Genomic DNA, 21805 nt, shown 5'->3' with positions numbered 1-21805 from the left:
CGTCAATAATCATAAAGTGACGACGTTCCTCTTCAGGCTTTTCATTGTTCAGGCGTTCAAAGGAGTCGCTCAATCGCTGCGCCTTTTTATTATCCCGTACAAGAACACCAATATTCGCATCCTTTGGCAAGGCACAAATGGCTTCATAAATATAGCGGCCCTCTAAATAACTATTTTTACAACCTTTAATAAGAACGGGCTTTCCCTTTCTTTCACTATTAGCGCGAGGCAATTCAGTATATATAGAGCCTACGAGGTCAGGGAACATATTTTGCAATGTTTTGAAAGCCATCGTAAAGAGCGTCCAGTTAGAGCGGTAGTTTTCATAGAAGATGATTTTTAAAGGCTTGAAGTCCACATCGAATTGCTTAAGCAAACGGAATGGATCGGACCCACGCCATTCGTATATGGTTTGGAAATAGTCACCGCACAAGAGGACGTGATTACCTTCCCAGATCATTTCTAATACCTTATACTCAAGTACGCCTGTATCTTGCATCTCATCTACAGAAATATAACTGTAACGACTGCGCCAGCGCTCCCGAACGACAGGATCTTGGAAGAGACGATGAACACCGCAGATAAGGTCCATAAAATCCAGACCATGTACGGTGGCTAAGCTTTCATCATAAGCGGCAATCCATTCGTGACCATGGTTCAAGAAGTCATGGAGTTCACTGTAGAGGACATTGCCAAAGCTAGAAAACTGCTGTTCAATGGCGCTACGCTGTTCCTTTTGCAAACGTTCAATAGTTCGTTTATAATCGCCTACAAGGTCATCAGAATAGTAACCATACAAGGAACGATATTCTTTCACCATAGCGATGATGTTCGCAAAGGACATTTCTCGCAATTTACCTGGACGATACGGTTCAGACAATTCCTTACAATCCTCTTCGTCAAAGATAGTTACATCCGTATACAAGGTTTCGTTCCGCTTGCCCTCTTGTTGGAGCACGAAAAAGCAAAAGCTGTGGAATGTACTAACCTCCACAGCCTTTGCAGGACTGCCTACGAGCGATTGAATGCGGTCTTTCATCTCGTTTGCGGCCTTGTTCGTAAAGGTCATGCACAAGATATTCTCCGCTTTCGCATAGCCGCCCTCGATGAGGTGAGCCACTCGATAAGCAAGTGTATTCGTTTTTCCCGTCCCAGCGGACGCTAACAAGAGGATATTCTGTTCAACTTCATCAATAACGCGTTGTTGTTCACGATTGATAAGCATGATAGCCTCCTATTTTAAAAAGCCGTACCATCCGGCAGCAATGAGCATTGGAATAGGGCCTAAAATTGCAGTCAATGCCCATGTACCCATACCAATGTCCATAGGAATATTGAGAACATTTACACATACCCAATATGTTAAAGCACCTGTTACTGCATTTAAAACTACTCTTTTAAGAGTGAAAAATGCTACTTTGAAAGCAATGTAGGCTACAGCAATAGAAATAACCGCGGAAATCGGTGTTGATGCTAATAAAGCTTCCATATTATCCTTTCATTTCTTGACGGTTTACTACGGCACCGCCTAACGTTAATTCATCGGCATATTCGATATCGCCACCTACAGGCACACCGCGGGCAATACGTGTTACCTTAATACCACTAGGACTTAATAAGCGCGCCAAATAGAGAGCTGTCGCTTCCCCTTCTACGTCTGGGTCAGTGGCGAGGATAACCTCTTGTACGACACCATCACGAAGGCGAGCAATCAATTCTTTTACGCGAATATCGTCAGCACCGATGCCCTCCATAGGGGACAAGGCACCTTCCAATACGTGATATAAGCCCTTATAGTCACCACTACGCTCGATGGCAATCACATCGCGAGATGTTTCAACGACCATGATCGTCGTTTGATCGCGATTTGGATTGCTACAGAATTCGCAAGGGTCTTGAGCTGATAAGTTAAAGCAAATAGAACAGTGACGCGTAGCCCCCTTCGCTTCTACGATGGTTTCCACGAGACGGTCTACCTCTTCCTTCGGCATTTCTACCAAATGATAGGCCAAGCGTCTAGCCGACTTGGAACCGATACCCGGCAAGCGGCGCAACTGCTCTACGAGCCGTTCTAAAGCGTTTGTCATTTAGAATAAACCTGTTGGCAAGTTAAGACCACCAGTTACTTTGCCCATTTCTTGAGCCAAGAGGTCGTCTACTTTTTTACTAGCTTCATTTACAGCAGCCATCACTAAATCTTCTAACATTTCTACGTCTTCAGGATCAACTGCAGTTGGGTTCAATTTCAAAGACTCGATGATTTTTTCACCGTTCATTACAACTGTTACAGCGCCGCCACCAACGGAAGCCTCTACTGTACGAGTTTTTAATTCTTCTTGCATTTTCTTCATATCTGCTTGCATTTTTTGAACTTTTTTCATCATGCCAGCCATATTGCCCATACCTTTACCAAACATTGTAATTCCTCCTTTTAGGACCTTGTCCTTACTAACTATCTATGTCCATAACTCTAACTATACGACATAGACTTTTAACATATACGTCACCTGAAGGTCTTAGGACCAACGGGTATACTCAAAAATTTATTCTTCGATGACCTCGACGATGATGTCGTGGTCTTCAGATAGTTTCTCTAATGTTTCTGCTAAGAGAGGATTGTTTCGCTCCTCTTCCGTCATATGCTCTGGATCCCATGCATATTCACGAGCCACCGTCACGCTATCGATGGGCGCTACTTCAATAGGTGCTTGTGAAAGCATAGCCTGGTCTCCACTTTGATAAGGGGTTCCCTGTTGCTGTTCGCCCCCGTTAGACTTTGGGACAGCTTCTACCTCGATATGGGCCCCGCTATCCATAGGGCGTTCTAAAACTTCCCCATCATCGCTAATAACAGTGACACTATCTAATGGATGTGGCGGCATATCATCTAAGGATGATACATAGGATTCCTCCATGTCATCTACAGGTACATCATCAAAGGAATGAACAGGAATATCATCGCCTTCAATAGAACCTGCTAGCGACTCGATAGGGATTTCTCCGTCTGGAACCGGTCCGGACGGACTGCCATCAAAGGATGTAATCGGCACATCTCCGCCAGATGTTTGTCCTTCTGCTGAAGCAACTGTTGTACCTGTATTCACACTACTGCTAGTAGCATTGGTACCGCCCGTCTTTTTAGCTAAGAATGCCAAAGCTGCTGCCTTTGCCGCATCTACTGCTGCGGAATCAGGCTTACTAGATTGTTCTTCAGTAGTAGCATGACCAACTTGTGCACTACCTTGTGACGCCGATGGATTTGTTAAATCCATTTGTGTCGGTTGACCACCAGAGGTCTTCTGTACATCAACCATTGGTTCTGGTGGACGTTGCGGTGCTTTTACTTGGCGCTGTGTCGTACTACCAGAGGCCTTTTTATAGTCTTTGTAAACTTGTGTAAGAGCATCTACTATTTCCACATGTACTGGATAGCCCAACGTATAGGTGAAAGCATCCGCCGCTTCCGCCAAGTTTACTTCATTGGTCATTACATTGAGGTGCAATGTATTTTTAAAGGCCATAACAGCCTTGCTTTGGTCTACGTAGACAAGCTGACCTTGACCGATAACGGTGGAGGTCATATTTCGATTGCTGTCCTTCAAGTATTTAATGACATTAGACTGTACATTGCGATACTCTTGAGCAGACAAGATTTGATCACTAATGATAGCCTGTGTACTAATGCCTTTTTTACCACGACCTTTAGCTTGATTTCTAGCAGGTCGTTGTGGTGCACTACTTGTACTTGGTGGTGGTGCCATACCAACGCCTCCCATTGGAGGCGGAGCCATACCTACTCCATTCATAGGAGGAGGTGTACTACCTGGTGCCCCCATAGGTGGAGGGGTCATACCTACACTCGCAGGTGGCGGTGTCATGCCCACACTACTTGGAGGAGGCACTGTACCAACGGTACTAGGTTGAGCGCTACTCATGGAAGCATTCTGTACAGCCGCATTATCTACAGGAACAAAGCTATTCGCATAGCCACTAGGCGGACCGAATGCATTGGCACCATAAGCAGGCGTAGGAGCCGCCGGACCGCGTTGTTCTAATTGAGCCATGCGGTTCAATAAATCGTTCCGTTCAGACCGTTCTGAAGCCTCTAGTGCATATATGCGGTCTTCTAGGCTTTCATCAACAGAGCCTAATTTAGCACAAAGAACGAGCAAGCCCATTTCGATGATAGTTCGTGGATTATCCACCTGTTTCGCATCATTCATTATGGATTGAGCACTGCGCACATATTGATTAAGCTCATTAAAATCGATGCTGTCAGCTTGAGCCAAAAACTCATCTTTAAAGGCATCATATACCTTGAGCTCATCTGCGTCAGGTGCGACCTTACCAACAAGCAAGGCACGCACGTGCTGAATGAGGGCTTCCATAATCTGTGTCGCATCACGACCTTCTGCTAAGGCATCGTGAATATAGGACAGTAATTTTGGTCCATCCCCATTGCGTAGCGCATCTAGGAAGTGAATGATCCATTCCTTGCTAACCAGGCCGATCAATTCCTCTACTACTTGAGGTGTAATAGTACCTGTAGCCATACCCGCACATTGGTCTAAAATACTCAATGCATCACGCAAACCGCCGTCTGCATGTACAGCGATAAGCTGTGCCGCTGCAGGATCTAACCCAAAGCCTTCTTGTTCAGCTACATAGGATAAACGCTGTGCAATATCGTCAGACGTAATCCGTCTAAAGGTGTATCGCTGACAACGAGATACGATGGTAACAGGTAACTTTTCAATCTCTGTAGTAGCGAAGATAAACATAACGTGAGCCGGTGGCTCTTCGATAGTTTTTAAAAGTGCATTCCACGCTTCAGTCGTAAGCATGTGAGCTTCATCGATGATGAATACCTTTTTACGGCCCTCAACAGGCATAAATTTAACGCTTTCACGAAGAGCACGCACCTCATCGATACCACGATTGGATGCGGCGTCGATTTCAAGAACGTCCATGGACTGACCGCTCAAAATCGATTTACAAGCACTACACTCTTTACAAGGATGATCCGTTGGCCCATGCTCACAGTTGATAGCGCGTGCAAAAATCTTGGCCATACTCGTTTTACCAGTCCCTCGCGGACCAGCAAACAAATACGCATGAGCTACCTTATCCTCGCGGATAGCACGCATCAATGTATCCGATACTTGATGCTGACCAACCACATCAGTAAACGTCTGCGGACGGTACTTACGATATAACGCAATATATGCCATTGGAACACCCCCTTTTTCCGAAAATTACAATACTTTATTATACCATATTCGCAGAAATCTGACTCATTTTATAGACCTTAGATTAGACATAAAAAAAGCGGCCCCTCAGGCCGCCTTGCAATATTCGATCACGACAGCCCCCGGGTTCCCCGTGGCACATGAAGGTTACCGCTTAGTGCTGCTACCTCTCAGTCCTGACACGATTCACAGGCCCCCATTGCACGGGCCCGAGAACTGCCATGATCCAATATTGCAATATAGATATTATACATTATGCAATATAGGAAGTCTAGCACCATTAGTTATTAATATATCCATTTTTAATAGATATCAATAAATATTCTGTTTAAATAATAAATCTATAATCAAACTCGTATACGACTCCATAAAAATCATTTGACTTTAACCATACTAGATGACATTGATGCGCTGTGGTATGTATTATCCATTGATTTAGCAATTGTTTCAGCATTTCTACGAATATCATTTAACATTTGTTCAACATTAAATTCTACTGTAGAAGGTAAGCTAATTCTTACAATAGTCCCCTTAAAATATGCATCACCATATAGCCTCTGTCCATTAGGCTTTTGGTATATATAACTTGCTCCAGATATAATCAACAAAGAGCCTTTTAATTGTTTACAGATTTCACTAATAAAATATAATCCATACCCAGAATTCGCCCATTCTGATTTATCTAGATTTTCTCCTCCTGGTGCAAAGCATTCTGATATCCCAGGAGCCAAAGCATACTCTAAAGCCTCTTGATCAGACTCAATATACTCAGCATGAATACTATTTGATTTCAGACTATCAAAAATACCACGACCTTCATCAAATACACATATTTCTGAAAGCCTCCAGCTAGGCCAATACTGTGCAGCATATCCTACTATATCACTATTTGAGTGTTCTGGAATATTTCTTATCAACTCTCTTAACAAATAGTTGTAAAGATTTTTGAGCTCATTGTTGTCATGAACCAAAACATTGGATAATTCTTTTGCTGTTAACTCAGCAACAGCTCCATCTTCTAAAAATATTCCTTTTATCCTTTTTTTCTCGCTAAAGCTTTCAAGCTTTATAGGTAAGTAATTTTGACTCCCTGACAACTCACCTGGCGGACGGCCTATATCAATAAATTTTGATATAAATTTAAAGAATCCCATATTAGAAGCATATGAAAAACCACTTTGACTAGGAGTATATCTTACCTTAAAAGTTATATCTGGTCTTCTTTTCCTTGCAATAGCCAAAAACTCCTTTATGCCATGTGCAATATAACATAAAGGAAATGGCCTTACAAAATTCATATCAAATACAATAACAAAAGTATCATCTAACTTAGAGAGTTCAATATCAAATAATTCATTAATCTTATTTATTGCATCAATAGGTTCTTTAAATTTTGAAATATAAAAGTCCAAATAAATTATCCTCTTTTCCCCAATATACTATGTGAATACCTTAAAGTAAGTTAAAACTTTCCTATTACCTTAGCTACAAAGAATCTAAACAGCTATTATGTTTATGTTTCAACAAATAAATCGACTAATTACATCTAAACAAAATTAGAGTAACATATCATTAAAATTTGGTTATAATAAAATTTTATAGAAATAATCGGCTCTTCTTAATAATAATTTTACCATAATTGTATTTATTTAAGATTAAATAATAAAACTGCCTAATGTAAAAGAGTTATAAACTCCTTTGCATTAGGCAAAATTAAATACTATAGATATCTTACAACAAATCTCACTTAAATAATTTTAGGTAACATAGGGAGACTATAAATTTTAGCATCTTAATACATATTTTCTTCTATTTTGCATATTTTTCTTTGAATGCAGCCAATTGAGCTTCTTCCAAGGATAAGCCTTGTTCTTTATATCGTTCAATAGCAGCGTGCATTTCTTCATATGCTACAGGTACAACTTTTGTAAATCTATTTACAAAGTTATTCCAGTTTTCAAGGATGTGACGGCCTTTAGTGGAATTAGTGTGTAAAACGTGTTGTTCTACCAATTCTTTAATGCGTTTAAGGTCATCTTCAGTATTAGCTGGGCGTAATTCTACAAGACCTGTATTTACATAGCGTTCATCGCAATCGAGGATATACGCATAACCACCGGACATACCTGCTGCGAAGTTACGGCCGATTTTACCGAGTACAAGAACTTCGCCACCAGTCATGTATTCACAACCATGGTCGCCTACACCTTCTACAACGGCAGTGATACCACTGTTACGAACGGCGAAACGTTCGCCAGCTACACCATTGATGTAGGATGTACCAGATGTGGCACCATAGAAGGCAACGTTACCGATAAGGATGTTTTCGTCAGCTTCAAAGATAGAGTCTTTAGGCGGATATACAGTAATAGTACCACCGGATAAACCTTTACCGAGGTAATCGTTTGCATCCCCTTCAAGTTCTAATGTCATACCTTTAGGGATGAAAGCACCGAAAGATTGGCCTGCAGAGCCTTCAAAGTTCAACTTGATTGTATTGTCTGGCAAGCCGCTTTCACCATAACGACGAGTCACCTCAGAGCCAACCAAAGTACCTACTACACGGTTAATGTTTGTAATAGCCAATTTAGCGCGAATCGGTTTTTGGTCCTCAATAGCAGGACGGCACATGCGCAAGAGTTTGGACATATCCAAAGTGCGTTCCAACTCGTGATCTTGATCAACAGTGTGCATGTGTCCTACAGAGGAATCGATGTATGGGCGGAACAATACACGTTTAAGGTCAACGCGAGACAATTTAAAGTTATCGTCTTGAGATTTTTGACGAACGAGATCAATACGACCAACCAGCTCAGCTACGGAGCGAATGCCTAAACGAGCCATAATTTCGCGCAACTCACGAGCAATAAAGATCATCAAGTTTTCTACATACTCAGGTTTACCTGTGAAACGAGCACGCAATTTTTCATCTTGTGTAGCTACGCCATAAGGGCATGTGTTGAGATTACATACGCGAGCCATTTTACAGCCTACTGCAACGAGTGGCAATGTACCGAAGCCGAATAGCTCAGCACCGAGCATAGCCGCTACAGCTACGTCGAAACCTGTCATCAACTTGGAGTCTACCTCTAATTGAACGCGGTCACGCAATCTGTTGAGCATCAATGTTTGATGAGTTTCGGACAAACCTAATTCCCAAGGCACACCAGCGTGTTTTACAGATGTACGGCCTGCCGCACCTGTACCGCCGTCGTAACCAGAGATTAAGATATTATCTGCTTTTGCTTTTGCAACGCCGGCCGCGATAGTACCAACGCCTGCTTCAGATGTTAATTTAACGGAAATACGAGCATCTTTGTTGACGCATTTCAAGTCGTAAATCAACTCAGCCAAATCTTCGATGGAGTAAATATCGTGATGAGGTGGAGGAGATACGAGCTCTACGCCTGGAGTGGAGTGACGAGCTTTTGCAATTTCAGGGTATACTTTTTTACCTGGTAATTGACCACCTTCACCTGGTTTAGCACCTTGAGCACATTTAATTTGCAACTCTTTTGCGTGGATGAGGTAGTTCGCAGTTACACCGAAACGACCAGAAGCGATCTGTTTTACTTCGGAGTTCATGCTGTCGCCGTTTGGCAATGGTTTGAAACGAGCTACATCTTCGCCACCTTCACCAGAGTTAGATGTAGAGCCAAGTCGGTTCATTGCGATAGCAATCGCTTCATGCGCCTCTTTACTGATGGCACCATAACTCATAGCGCCCGCTTTAAAGCGTTTTACGATGGATTCTTCGGCTTCAACTTCTTCAATAGGAATACCGCCACCTACTGGGTAGTTCAACTCCATCAAGGAACGCAATGTAACGTGGTAATCATTGCGAATCGCTTTAGAATATTCTTTATACTTAGCATAGTCGCTATTGATAAGGGATTCTTGTAAAAGATCGATAGTCTTAGGATTGAACAAATGCTCTTCACCATCTTTTACAGGACCGTACCAACCACCTGGTTCGAGTACAGTTTCGTCGGATTTGAAAGCACGTTCATAACGAGCTAAGGCTTCGTGTGCTACACCGCCAAGGCCTATACCTCCGATACGTGTTGGCGTATTTACAAAGAACTTGTTGATGAAGTTAGTATTTAAGCCCAAGGCTTCAAAGATTTGTGCACCATGGTAGGAGCGAACTGTGGAAATACCCATTTTGGACATAACCTTCATGATACCGCCTACAGCTGCTTTGATGTAGTTCTTTTCAGCTTGTTCTGGTGTAATATCGCCAAGGCGTTTACGAGCTTGTAAATCGCGTACAGTTTCAAGAGCCAAGTATGGATTGATAGCTGTTACACCATAACCGATTAATGTACAGAAATGATGAACTTCGCGTGGCTCACCAGATTCGAGGATAAGACCGATTTCTGTACGCAATACCTTGTTAATCAAGTGATTGTGAACAGCCGCTACAGCCAATAATGCTGGAATTGGTGCATGATTTTCATCGACGCCACGGTCGGATAAAATTAATACATTTTGCTCTGTACGTGCTGCTTCTTCTGCTTTAGCGCATAATTCATCTAATGCATCGCGCAAGCCTTCAGCACCCTTAGTTGGATCGAAGAGGATTGGCAATGTAACGGATTTCATGCGACGGCAGTCAAGAGCCTTGATAGACGCCAATTCTTGATTTGTAAGGATTGGTGTACGCATGGATAACGCATACGTACCAGCTTTGTTTGGATCTGTTAAGTTACCAGAGTTACCAAGCATAACCCGAGTAGATGTAACCATTTCCTCCCGAATGGAATCGATTGGAGGATTTGTTACTTGGGCGAACATTTGCTTGAAGTAGCTGTATAACAATTGTGGTTTATCGGACAAGATAGCAAGTGGAGCATCGGCACCCATAGCACCTACAGGGTCTTTACCATCCTTTGCCATAGGTACAATCATGCGTACAAGGTCTTCTTGCGTATAACCAAAGGCTTGTTGATTTTTGAACAAGTCCTCTACTTTAGGAATGTCGCTTTCATCGGCTTGGGTAATTTCAGACAAGTGGATAACGTGTTCTTTTACCCATTCATCATATGGCAATTCAGTAGCAACCCGTTGCTTGATTTCTTCATCGGAAATAATGCGTTGTTCCTCTGTATCGATGAGAAGCATTTTGCCTGGTTCCAAGCGACCTTTAGCGCGAATATTTTCAGCGTTTTCGTTCACAACACCAACTTCAGACGCCATGATAACACGATCATCAGTTGTTACATAGTAACGAGCAGGACGCAAACCATTACGGTCAAGTACGCCACCGATAACTGTACCATCAGTGAAGCCCATTGCAGCAGGACCATCCCATGGTTCCATCATGAAGCTATTGAACTCATAGAAGTCATGTTTTTCTTTGCTCATGAGATTATTGCGTTCCCAAGGCTCAGGAATCATCATCATGATTGCATGAGGCAAGGAACGACCTGTCATGTGCAAGAATTCCAATGTATTGTCAAACATAGCGGAGTCAGAACCACTATCATCTACTACAGGGAATACCTTTTTAATATCTGGGAATAATGGAGATTCTGCTTTACCTTCACGAGCATTAATCCAGTTTACGTTACCGCGAATCGTGTTGATTTCACCATTATGCACTAAGAAACGGTTAGGATGCGCCCGAGCCCAGCTTGGGAATGTATTCGTACTGAAACGAGAGTGAACCATTGCCAACGCAGATGTGAAATCAAGGTCGCTCAAATCAAGGTAGAAGTCACGCAATTGACCAGGTGTTAACATACCTTTATATACAATTGTTTTAGAGGACAAAGATGCGATATAGAAGTCGCTAGATAACTCCTTGCTCAACGGAATGATGCGTTTTTCCGCCAATTTACGGATGATGTACAATTTGCGTTCGAATTCTTTATTATTCGTTACATCTGGACCTTTGCCGATGAGAATTTGAATCATCCAAGGACGAATAGCTGCGGCCTCTTGACCAACCTTCGTACCATCGACTGGTACTTCACGCCAGCCGAGAACAACTTGACCTTCTTCGCGTACAACCTCTTCAAAAATGCGTTTTTGCTCGTTACGAAGACTTTCATATTTATGGGCAAAGACCATACCTACGCCGTAATCACCAGCAGAAGGCAAGTTAATGCCAAGCACTTCGCATTCGCGTTTAAAGAACTCATGAGGAATTTGTACTAAAATACCGGCGCCATCCCCTGTGTCCTTATCGGCACCTGCACCACCACGGTGCTCAAGGCGCTCTAAAATGCGCAAACCATCATCAATAATATCATGGGATTTTTTACCCTTAATATTAACGACAAAGCCCATGCCGCATGCATCCTTTTCAAATTGGCTGCTGTACATACCATTGGCTTCGAGTCTAGCTTGATCTAGACGTTGTTGCTTAATTGTGCTCTGATTCATATCCATAACGTGCACTCCTTCATATCACTTGATCATCCCAAGCACTGCGGCATCGTTCCGTTCGGGCTTGGTGAAAGTATAACTAACAAACTATTTCATGATAAAATCATAAACTTTATAGTCTATAGAATTTTATGTCTATACACAGTATACTCCTGTCCACTGGGAATTGAAAATATAAAAAAAACATAGTCTATGCTTTTGACGCATAGACTATGAGTTTTTATCACTATTGTTTTTTGTATACAAGAATACACAATCATCAATAGCTATATTTGTTTATCATCGATTGAGCTTTTTTTGTTTTACGTGGCACGCTCTATGTCCACATCTAGCGATTGAGCTTTCTTTATTTTACGTGGCACGCTCTATGACCACATCATCATGTAGATTATAGTTGATGATACTTATAAAAGCAATTACTATTTTTCACGACCAAATTCGTCCCCTACTTCACAAGTCACCGTAATCGCTTCGTCCTTACCATAAGGTACAAAGGTCAATTCCGATGCATGTAAGCATTGACGTGTATAAGGTTTGTTACGTGTACCATACATAGCATCGCCAACGATAGGATGGCCTATGTGCTCCATGTGTACACGGATTTGATGAGTTCGCCCTGTGAGCAGTTTAAATCGCAATAAACTATGATTCCCATCATGACCAAGAACGGTATATTCCGTTTGTGCCGGTTGACCAAATTCATCGATGACACGGCGGTTATCAAATACTGGATCCACCCCGATAGGCGCATCCACAACACCATCCTCATCAATGCGACCTTCTACAAGGCCTGAATAGATGCGGTCGATACGACCAGCTTGTAGTTCATCTGTGTAGTACTGCTGTGCTTCCTTAGTTTTACCAAAGAGAATACAACCCGATGTATCACGGTCGAGGCGATGCACAGGGCGAACCTTATGAACTACGCCCTTCTTCGCATAATAACCAGCTACATAGTTGCTCAATGTACAAGACTTTGTTTGTCCTGCGGGGTGAACGAGCATAAAGGGATCCTTATTGACCACCAAGGTATGTGCATCTTCGTAGAGAACGGTAATAGGCCCCTTTTCTACATCTACCCCATAATCCTTATCTTGCGGTAATTCTAACGTGAGCACATCACCCTTTTTAAGTGCTCGTTGGGAATGGGCTACACGGCTATTTACTTTCACCCGTTTCTTGCGAAACATCATTTGAATATCCCGAGAGGATAGAGAAAATCGTTCCTTTACATATTTAGAGACTGTTAATTCTGTCGGCTCTTTTACCGTATACGTTTTCCAGCTCATATTACCACCACTCGTTAATATATGTTTTTTGTTCAGGATAGAGGATGTCGAAATAGTCTAACCATTCTTCCCCGACTGAAAGTTTCCCTTCAAAGGCAAGGTCACGTGCTGTAAGGGTGCCCATCAAAAGTTGGCTCAAAGCGCCTACTTCAACAGTAAGATCGACTTCGCCTTCAAGCGTATCAGATACTTTCTTAACGGTTGGCGTTAAAGCACCGCCGTATTGTACTTCGTAGCGACCTTCGTTCCATGCGCAAAGGCTATCTTTAACACCAAAGGTCAATGTAATTGGCATCATCAATGCCTCAGGATTTACAGGAATCGCTTCAAGAGCCGCTTTCACATCAACGATACGACTCATCATATACGGCATAGTTGCATGGCCGCTTCTGCCATCTGGGTAGAAACGATAGTATGTATCGTGAAGGCCTTCATTCCAACGAATAGAAGTACCTTGAGAACGGTGATTATAGAAGTAGTTCAACAATGCTCGTTGAGCACGACGTGTAGTGTAAACTAATTCAGAAACAGGAATTTCAGGTTGACCCAAGCGATATACCGCATATCCTTCGATAGCACCTTCATCATTGCGCACTACAGCGATATTCACGCCCTCAGCAAAGAAGCTACCGAGCAAGCGTTTCCATTCCTTTTCACCGCGCTCAGCATAGCCAGAAAGACGGGCTGTATACGCTTTATATACTGGATCTAACAAGGTCCATTGGTCTACACTGTTAAGCAAACCAAAGCTCAAGGATTTGTCCGTCATAGGGCGCAAGTCTTCAAGAGACACGGTGTTCACCCATTGATGAGCATACAGTTCCCAACCATATTGTTGGTAAAAAGCCGCTTTAGAAGGCATCAAAATCGTCATAGCTTGACCGCGCTGACGAAGTTCCTCTAAGGCAGCGGTCAATAGCGCACCACCTACACCGCCACGGCGAGCCGCAGGATGTGTGGCAACGCCCACCATGTAGCTCGTAGGCAGTACAGCACCGCGTACATTAAGATTATATTGACGCAAATGAACGGTGCTCAACAATTGATCTTGTTCTAGACCAACCATTGTATTTTCTGGTTCATAACAATTTGTAAAATAATATTGGAAGAATGGGTCTTCCTTAGGTTCAAAGCAGTACGCCCAAAGATTTTCCACATGTGGCGTATCTTGAGCCGTCGCAATTCTAAATTCCATAATTATGTCCTCGTTATATCATACAGGCCTCTATCTGTCGCATCGCATCGCATCGCATCGCATCGCATCGCATCGCATCGCATCGCATCGCATCGCCATGATGATACGCAATTTAAATACAAATAGATAGGCTAACACTTCTATTATAACAAAATGAGCTATGAAGCACATCGGCTTCATAGCTCAGATTTTTATTTACCGCCTGTCGCATTATCTGCTTCGTTAGCATATACTGCGTCATATTTTTCAGCAAAGTGATCTGGGTTGTAAGATTCTTTTGCTTGACGAAGACCAGGCAGGCCCATGTCTTCTTCACGGTTGATGAATTCAACTTCACTAAATTCATGACGAATGAATTCATTGTTAATCGCTTGGTACAAACCACGAATATCTGGATTTGCTTTTTCAATATGAATCAAAGCAATTCTATCATTTAAGATTTCACCGATACTGAAGGCTTCCACGCGTCCAAACAATTTAATGGCGCCGCCTTTAAGGCCTAGTGCTTCCCAGTTATCGAACAACAAATTAATAGCTACTAATTCGTCTTCGATACCTTCTTCGTGGTGAGTTTCCACCCAAGACGCTGCTGTTTCGCGACATAATGGAATGATATCTTCCGTAATTGGCAAGTACTCATAGTTAGAATATTGCATGCGGAATTGGTTTAAATGATTTTTCTTTTGACGGAACTTCTTACCAGACAAATTGATAAGATCTTCAGATTTGTAAATGTATTCGTAGTTATCGCGGTCGGGTGTGAACTCATAGCGACCAGGACATAGGTCTTCCATACGCTCTTTTACTGCTTTGCTAACACCTTTAAAGCGGAATGGCAATTTATTTTCTACGAACCATTCTTTAGCGCGCAATAAACCATCAAGGAACTTAGCATCTTTACCAGCAAATGGAGGCAATAGGAATGTTTCACGCTTACCGCCACCTTGGATGTACAACACGCCATTTTCTTCAGCCCAACGGATGCCGTACGGATCTTGCCACATAAACAAGGTAGTGAAACAGTTGTCAGATGCTTCATAATGATGTTGTTCAAAATACTTGTCGATCAATGGTTTATCTCTTAATTCAAAACGTTTAAATTCTAAAATAATAATCCCTCCTATCAGATTCCCCTTACGAGGTTGCTTTCACAGACTGTGAAAGTTTCTTACTATCATGCATTCCACATAATTTTAAAACTCTAGTATAGAACCTTTCGGTTCGTAATTACAATTTTACAGATTCGCCTAATACAAAGGTTCCGTCGGTTGTAATAACCTTGTCACCTGCATTTAGACCAGAAATAATAGCTACATCATCGCCTTCTGTGATGCCTACCTCTACAACGCGTACGTCCACCGTATTGTTTTCAGTCAATACATACACATATTTGCCGTCAGAGTTTTCCCGAACCGCTTTGGACGGAACGGTCAACATTTTTGCTTTCACATTAGATTCGATAACGAGTGTATAGAATTCGCCCGCCTTAATGAGCCCTTTGTCATTGTTGAAAGTTGCTTTCACCAATACGCTAGGCACCGTTTCAGGTTGCGTAATATCTACGTAAGTTAATTCACCTGGTAATTCTTGTTCAGCCACCTTGAGGAGCACTTTCATGCCGTTTTTCGCCTCCGGTGTGCCCAGCTTCATCGCCGCATCACGAGGGATGCTGAGAGATGCTACCATCGGTGTTGTTTGTTGTATCATCATAAACGGACGATCTGCAATCGCCATTTGACGGTCTTCGTTATAAATAGCCGTCACCGTACCTGCTATAGGAGCTACAATTGTAGATGCAGCCATTTGAGCAGATACTTGAGCGATTTGAGCCTCGATAGCCGCCGTATTGGCGCCACCGCCACCACCGCCAGTTGTTACTGTCGTAGTTTGTGGTCGAGATCGTTCCACAATGCGATCATATTCTTTTTGTGTAATCATGCCCGCTTCGCGCATTTTCTGTGCCTGTGCTAATTGAGCACTATCTACGGACGCTGCCGTCGTGGTCGTCACAGATGTCGCATATGATTGCGATTGTGCTTGCGCTAACTGACCTTGTAAGGATGCCAGCTGTTGTTGTAAAGCCGATGTATCTACAGTTGCCAAGGTTTGGCCTTGCTGTACTTGGTCGCCTACTTTCACAGCATATACGACCTGCCCTGTTAAGGTCGGCGTTACCGTCGCCTTGTTAAGGGCTGTTACATTGGCGTCATTATGTATCTGCAACGGCATGTCCTTGTATGTTACCTCTGCGACGGATACAGTTTTTGGACCGCAACCGGCAATGGCAAGCGCCATCAGTATAACACCAAGCATAGCAATTACAGAACATAAACGATTGATTTTCATTCTGTCACTTCCTATCATATTGATTTTTATCAATACCTTAGTATATCATAAAATCAATTAGAATTGTATGAAAGTAAATTCCTTTAATTTATGGATATAACGGAGGTTCTCATGGAAGAACGGATGGACTTTAGAATTTTAAATAACGGCAGCTTTATTCCCTCTATCGGTTATGGCACTTATAAAACAGGCACCGAAGGAGAAACTGAGCAAGCCGTTGCTAATGCACTTGGCGTAGGTTACCGCTTGCTGGATACAGCGGCCTACTACGGCAACGAAGAAGCCGTTGGTAGAGGTATCAAAGCATCTGGCGTTAATCGTACAGATATCATTATTACTACAAAAATTTGGCACACTGATGCGGGCTATGATAATACGATGCGCGCTGTGGAAAGCTCTCTAAAAAAATTAGACACTAACTATATCGACATCATGCTCGTTCACCAACCTCTTGGCGATTACTATGGCTCTTGGCGCGCTATGGAAGAATTATATGACCAAAACGTGTTACGCGGTCTAGGTCTCTCTAACTTCTACGAAGATCGCCTCATCGACTTGTTGTACCACTGTAATGTAAAACCTGTGGTGAACCAAATCGAGTGCCATCCATTCAACCAACGCCAATCCTTATTACAACTGATGCGCAAACATCAAGTAGTAGGCATGGCATGGTCTCCATTTACGCGTGATCGCCAACCGATTTTTGACCATCCCATCATCAAAAGCTTGGCTGAAAAATACGGCGTTAGTAAACACCAAATCATCTTGCGTTGGCACATCCAACGAGGCATCATTCCATTGCCAAAGGCAAATAATGTAAGCCATATGGAAGCAAACTTTGATGTATTCAACTTCAAACTTACTAACATCGACATGGACGTTATGGAATTATTAGATCAACAAGACTTCTTGGAAGATCACCATACAGCACCAGGTCTAGAAAGACTGTTACAACTAAAATAGAATACAATAACAGCTATTTATAGTTGGCGACAATGAAAATAAATACTACGGTCTAAATAAACCAAATAGTATATGTAAAATAACAAAACCACTTATATCTAATAAAAGATAGATATAAGTGGTTTATTTTATTATGGTTTATTCTACTTAGGCACATTAAATACAGCTTGAACAAGAATCATATACACCGCTGTTCCCACGCCAATTGAGATGAGCATATTGCGTTTCCACAAGTGTAGCCCTACAGTAACAAGTAATGCAATTAACTCAGGAATACCATATGGATACGCAAGGACAACCGTTTCTTTAAAGGTATATACTACAAGCATACCCATAACGGCAGCTGGCAATGCCTTTCCTAAATATAATACAAAATCTGGTGCCTTTTTACCTGGCGGAAATACGAGGAACGCACCAAAACGAGTCAGTAATGTTCCCGCTACAACAATAGCAACAGTAATGACCATTTCCGTACTAGTCAAGGTGAACACCTCCCCACTTATACGCAATATAACAAGCGACCAACATACAGCTCATAGATAGAAGCATAAAGAGTGACTTTCCTACCAATAAGAGCATGACTATCGCCATAGCAGCACCAACTACACCGAAAGCTCTAATCTTATTATTCTTCGCATTAAGCAGCATTTCAAGAAACACTACAATAAATAGACCTGGTAATACAAAGTCGATACCACGCAAATCTACAGTAGCTAATAGATTGCCAAACAGACCACCTATAAACGTGCTAAATACCCAAAATACATAGTTGAGCCAAGACACGTGAAAGTAAAACCACTTTTCATCTACATCATCAGGTAACTTCGTAGACATATTGATAGCAAAACTTTCATCACACATCCAAGCAACAGTAGGAAACCACTTCCACCCCATATGTACATATCGTTGGAGTGCAGACAATCCATAGAAGAAATGACGACCATTGACAAACATAGTCAGTATAAAAGCATTGATAGGATCAAATCCAGCCATCAGCATACCAATAGTGACGAACTCCATAGAGCCCGCAAAAATAGTAGCTGCCAAAACGGGCGCTGTCCACCATGGGAAGCCTTGGCTAGTAGCATACAGACCAAACCCTAAACCTATGAAGAAGAAGCTTACCCCCATAGGAATCATGATAGGAAGCGCAAAGGAAAATGCACTTCGCCGTTTTATTTCATTCATGAGGGCTGCCTCCTTTCAAACTCAAATATTGTATAATAGTCAATCAAAAAGTAATCAAAGTCCTCTTACAAGCCCTAAAACTAATTCGAGGAACAATAAAAGACACCATAGGGTGTCTTTTATATAAGCTATTTCATTATACACTGTATATAATTAGTGTCAATTTTCGATTGTTTTCAACCGAATGTATTATAAAGCACGCGTTAAAATTTCACGAGCCACTTCTGGTGTTACATCGCCTTTTTCACCAAGTCGTGTCATACCATGGTCTTCTAATTGTTTCACAATTTTATCAACTGCTTCAGCGCCTAGACCATAGTCTTTCAAATGCGTAGATACGCCAAGGGACTCAAAGAATTCACGAGTTTTAGCGATAGCTTTATCTGCTTTCTCCTCTGCTGTGCCTTCTGTAATGTGCCATACGCGCGTAGCATATTGTGCCAATTTTTCAAGCTTATCTGCTTTTTTCACTTCTAACAATGCAGGCAATACGATAGCTAATGTAATACCGTGGTCAAGATGATAAGCCGCCGTTAACTCATGACCGATAAGATGTGTTGCCCAGTCTTGTGGCACGCCGGCACCAATCAAGCCATTCAACGCCAAGGTAGATGCCCACACGTGATTAGCACGAATGTCGTAGTTTTCTGGATTTTCTACTGTTTCTTTGCCGATTTCAATCATAGTTTTCAAAATGCCTTCACTGAAACGATCTTGAATACGGCCTTCAACAGGATATGTTAAATATTGCTCTGTGGTATGCACGAAGGTATCGATAACGCCATTCTTAACTTGCTTTTCAGGTAATGTGAAAGTCAATGTTGGATCCAGCATGGAGAACTTAGGGAATACTAAGCTGCTAAATACAGGGAATTTACCGTCGCCATAAGTAATAACAGCACCATTGTTCATTTCTGAACCAGTAGCAGGTAGAGTCATAACTGTACCAAATGGCAATGGATTTGGCACCATTTCCACTGGAACCTCTGGCACACCAGCTTTCATAACCTCAATAACAGGGCCATCATAGGTGGCACCCATAACGATGAGTTTTGTAGCATCTACTACAGAACCGCCACCTACGGCGAGAACGAAATCCACACCATGTTCTTTAATGAAAGCTACTGCACGTTCACATGTTTCAAGAGATGGATTTGGCTCAATGCCACCAAATTGTTCTACCTTGCGGTTGCCAAGAGCCGCTACTACGCGATCAATTAGACCACTGCGTACGGCGGAACCACCACCATAAGTAATGAGTACTTTTGCATCCTTTGGTACCAATGCATCTAATTCGCCTAAACGGTCTTTACCAAATACGATATGGGTAGGATTATAGAAATCAAAGTTATACATGGGAACCTCCTGAGTATGCCTATATCAACTACTAAATTAAATTATAATACTTATATTGAATTGTAATACATATATTAAACTGTGAAGCTTAAATTAAGTTGTATAAAACTTATTAACTATATTATATCATTTTTCGAGATTTTTAGATATAGTAAACACTATTATGATACTTACCTATTTATGCTTGTCTAGATATTTATCTATCGTAATTTATGTGCTAATTACATGTTAAAGCATATAGCTTTAATCTATAGCTAACCTCTATGTTTTTATCTATATACAAAATCCAACTCACATGATAGGATATTTACATTACATATGTTGTAGAAAGGGATGTTATTATGAAATTCAAAAAATTTATTGCCCCTCTCCTCGTTGGTGTACTTGCATTCGCCATCGCTGGTTGCGGTAACAATACAAATCAAGCAGGCCAAACGCCTAAAGAAGTTAAAATCGGTGCCACTGCAGGTCCTCACGCTCAAGTAGCGGAAGCAGTAGCTAAAGAAGCAAAAAAACAAGGTATCGATCTTAAAGTGGTAGAGTTCTCCGATTACGTAACACCAGATAAAGCCCTCGCTGATGGTGACATTCAATTAAATGCGTACCAACATATACCATTCATGGAAAACTTCAACAAACAAAACGGTTCCAAATTAGTAGCTATTGGTAAAACTATTTTAATGCCAATGGGTTTATACAGTAACTCTGTACGCAGTGCAGCTGATGTTCCAGAAGGCGCTATCGTAGCAATTCCAAACGATCCAACTAACGGAGGTCGTGGTCTTGCACTACTTGCTAAAGCAGGTCTTATCACTTTGAAAGACGGCGTTGGCTTCAAAGCAACTGTAGCAGATATTACATCTAACCCTAAAAACCTTCAAATCCAAGAATTAGAAGCAGCTCAATTACCACGTAGTTTAGATGACGTTGTAGTAGCTGCAATTCCTATGAACTACGTTCAAAGCGCTGGCCTTAACGTAGAAAAACAAGGTTTCTTCTTAGAACCTAAAGATGAACCTTTAGCGGTTATGATCCTTGCTGTTCGCGAACAAGACAAAGACAACGAAACATACAAAAAAATTGCAGACATCTACAAATCTGATGCAATTAAACAATTCATCAATGATACTTTCAAAGGTACCATTACATCTGCAAACTAAATAAATTAAGACCGACCTCTATACTATCGGAGGTCGGTCTTTTTATTGGTAAAAGTTTTATCGAGAAAAATTTTTAGTATAAATCTTATATTATTAGTAAAAGTTTCCTTATATGCCAAAAAGCGATACTCTAAGCAATTTTAGAGTATCGCTTTTATTTTATTCTTCCGTATCAAAGGTAACGTCTAGTGGTTCACGTTCTACAATATTGCGATAACGAACGCGTGGATAGCCCATTAAGATGGCACCAGCGACAATCTTATCCTCTGGTACACCTAAAAGTTCCAACAATGGTTCGTACTCTGCTTCGCCTGCATGTTCAAAGAAGCCGGCCCAACAAGTACCAAGACCTAATGTTGGTGCATAAAGCTCTGCATAGGACAAGCAAGAGTGACCGCTATCATGAGTACGGTGAATATCTTTTTTAGAGCCGATTGCTACTACGAGAGCTGGAGCATCGCGCAAGATATATTCCTTACCTTTATCTACTTCCGCTTGAGCAGCGCGAGCATAAAGGCGCATGATAGGTACTGTTTTTGCAGCCAAGTGCATCCATTCAAGAACGAGATCAGCAATGCGACGCAATTTTTGTTTATCACGTACTACGATATACGAAATGCCTTGTGTATTAGTCGCTGTTGGCGCCATTCTTGCAACATTTAATAC

17 protein-coding genes and 1 other RNA gene are annotated in these 21805 nt (G+C 41.9%); 2 read left to right on the top strand and 16 right to left on the bottom strand.

The window, feature by feature from the left end:
• The 12 genes from Q0F90_RS01635 to Q0F90_RS01580 form a co-directional block, all read right to left on the bottom strand.
• Window positions 1–1225: UvrD-helicase domain-containing protein (locus Q0F90_RS01635; RefSeq protein ID WP_296002678.1), on the bottom strand; the 1225-nt coding region annotated here is incomplete at its 3' end.
• A 9-nt stretch (window positions 1226–1234) separates the two neighbouring features.
• The gene (locus Q0F90_RS01630; protein WP_296002676.1) at window positions 1235–1489 is read right to left on the bottom strand and encodes a hypothetical protein; all 255 of its coding nucleotides are present in this window, start codon (window positions 1487–1489) and stop codon (window positions 1235–1237) included.
• Window position 1490: 1 nt separating this feature from the next.
• Entirely contained in the window at window positions 1491–2087 is a 597-nt protein-coding gene (recR, locus tag Q0F90_RS01625) for a recombination mediator RecR (RefSeq protein WP_004694915.1), read from the bottom strand.
• On the bottom strand, window positions 2088–2417 hold the full coding sequence (locus tag Q0F90_RS01620) for a YbaB/EbfC family nucleoid-associated protein (RefSeq protein WP_008602262.1): 330 nt from the start codon (window positions 2415–2417) through the stop codon (window positions 2088–2090). It abuts the gene before it with no gap.
• A gap of 126 nt (window positions 2418–2543) precedes the next feature.
• A complete protein-coding gene (gene dnaX, locus Q0F90_RS01615) occupies window positions 2544–5231 on the bottom strand; it encodes a DNA polymerase III subunit gamma/tau (protein ID WP_296002673.1) in 2688 nt (895 codons plus the stop codon).
• A gap of 134 nt (window positions 5232–5365) precedes the next feature.
• Window positions 5366–5465, bottom strand: an RNA gene (ffs, locus tag Q0F90_RS01610) — signal recognition particle sRNA small type.
• A gap of 158 nt (window positions 5466–5623) precedes the next feature.
• Window positions 5624–6661 (bottom strand): hypothetical protein, encoded by a 1038-nt coding sequence (locus Q0F90_RS01605; protein WP_296002671.1) that lies wholly within the window; start codon window positions 6659–6661, stop codon window positions 5624–5626.
• A gap of 397 nt (window positions 6662–7058) precedes the next feature.
• Complete coding sequence (gene gltB / locus Q0F90_RS01600; protein ID WP_296002667.1) at window positions 7059–11645, bottom strand: glutamate synthase large subunit; 4587 nt, start codon at window positions 11643–11645, stop codon at window positions 7059–7061.
• Window positions 11646–12061: 416 nt separating this feature from the next.
• Window positions 12062–12931 carry an RluA family pseudouridine synthase gene (locus tag Q0F90_RS01595; RefSeq protein WP_296002664.1) on the bottom strand — a complete coding sequence of 290 codons (870 nt, stop codon included), beginning with the start codon at window positions 12929–12931 and terminating at the stop codon, window positions 12062–12064.
• A 1-nt stretch (window position 12932) separates the two neighbouring features.
• Window positions 12933–14126: an enhanced intracellular survival protein Eis gene (gene eis / locus Q0F90_RS01590; protein ID WP_296002661.1), complete on the bottom strand. Its 1194-nt coding sequence runs from the start codon at window positions 14124–14126 to the stop codon at window positions 12933–12935.
• Between the two features lie 191 nt (window positions 14127–14317).
• Window positions 14318–15253 (bottom strand): DUF2156 domain-containing protein, encoded by a 936-nt coding sequence (locus Q0F90_RS01585; RefSeq protein WP_287292270.1) that lies wholly within the window; start codon window positions 15251–15253, stop codon window positions 14318–14320.
• 100 nt (window positions 15254–15353) lie between these two features.
• Window positions 15354–16472: an efflux RND transporter periplasmic adaptor subunit gene (locus tag Q0F90_RS01580; protein WP_296002658.1), complete on the bottom strand. Its 1119-nt coding sequence runs from the start codon at window positions 16470–16472 to the stop codon at window positions 15354–15356.
• A 111-nt stretch (window positions 16473–16583) separates the two neighbouring features.
• Here Q0F90_RS01580 and Q0F90_RS01575 point away from each other — a divergent pair, with 111 nt between their 5' ends.
• On the top strand, window positions 16584–17435 hold the full coding sequence (locus tag Q0F90_RS01575) for an aldo/keto reductase (RefSeq protein WP_296002656.1): 852 nt from the start codon (window positions 16584–16586) through the stop codon (window positions 17433–17435).
• Window positions 17436–17578: 143 nt separating this feature from the next.
• Here the strand turns inward: Q0F90_RS01575 and Q0F90_RS01570 are convergent, their stop codons facing one another.
• The 3 genes from Q0F90_RS01570 to Q0F90_RS01560 form a co-directional block, all read right to left on the bottom strand.
• Window positions 17579–17917, bottom strand: a complete 339-nt coding sequence (locus tag Q0F90_RS01570; protein ID WP_296002653.1) for a branched-chain amino acid transporter permease — start codon at window positions 17915–17917, stop codon at window positions 17579–17581.
• Window positions 17910–18623 (bottom strand): AzlC family ABC transporter permease, encoded by a 714-nt coding sequence (locus Q0F90_RS01565; RefSeq protein ID WP_296002651.1) that lies wholly within the window; start codon window positions 18621–18623, stop codon window positions 17910–17912. Before Q0F90_RS01565 ends, Q0F90_RS01570 begins: the two co-directional genes overlap by 8 nt.
• 189 nt (window positions 18624–18812) lie before the next feature.
• Entirely contained in the window at window positions 18813–19979 is a 1167-nt protein-coding gene (locus tag Q0F90_RS01560; protein WP_296002647.1) for an iron-containing alcohol dehydrogenase, read from the bottom strand.
• 341 nt (window positions 19980–20320) lie between these two features.
• On the opposite strand from Q0F90_RS01560, the gene Q0F90_RS01555 reads away from it, so the two are divergent.
• Window positions 20321–21139, top strand: a complete 819-nt coding sequence (locus tag Q0F90_RS01555) for a MetQ/NlpA family ABC transporter substrate-binding protein (RefSeq protein WP_296002645.1) — start codon at window positions 20321–20323, stop codon at window positions 21137–21139.
• Between the two features lie 159 nt (window positions 21140–21298).
• On the opposite strand, the gene Q0F90_RS01550 is transcribed toward Q0F90_RS01555, so the two are convergent.
• Window positions 21299–21805 (bottom strand): nitroreductase family protein (locus Q0F90_RS01550; protein WP_296002640.1); only part of this gene is annotated, 507 nt, incomplete at its 5' end.

The organism is uncultured Veillonella sp., from assembly GCF_934190855.1.
In the GTDB taxonomy this organism is placed as follows: Bacteria; Bacillota; Negativicutes; order Veillonellales; family Veillonellaceae; genus Veillonella.
Note: the sequence above shows the minus strand (reverse complement) of the source record. Positions and strands in the feature narration are given on the sequence as shown.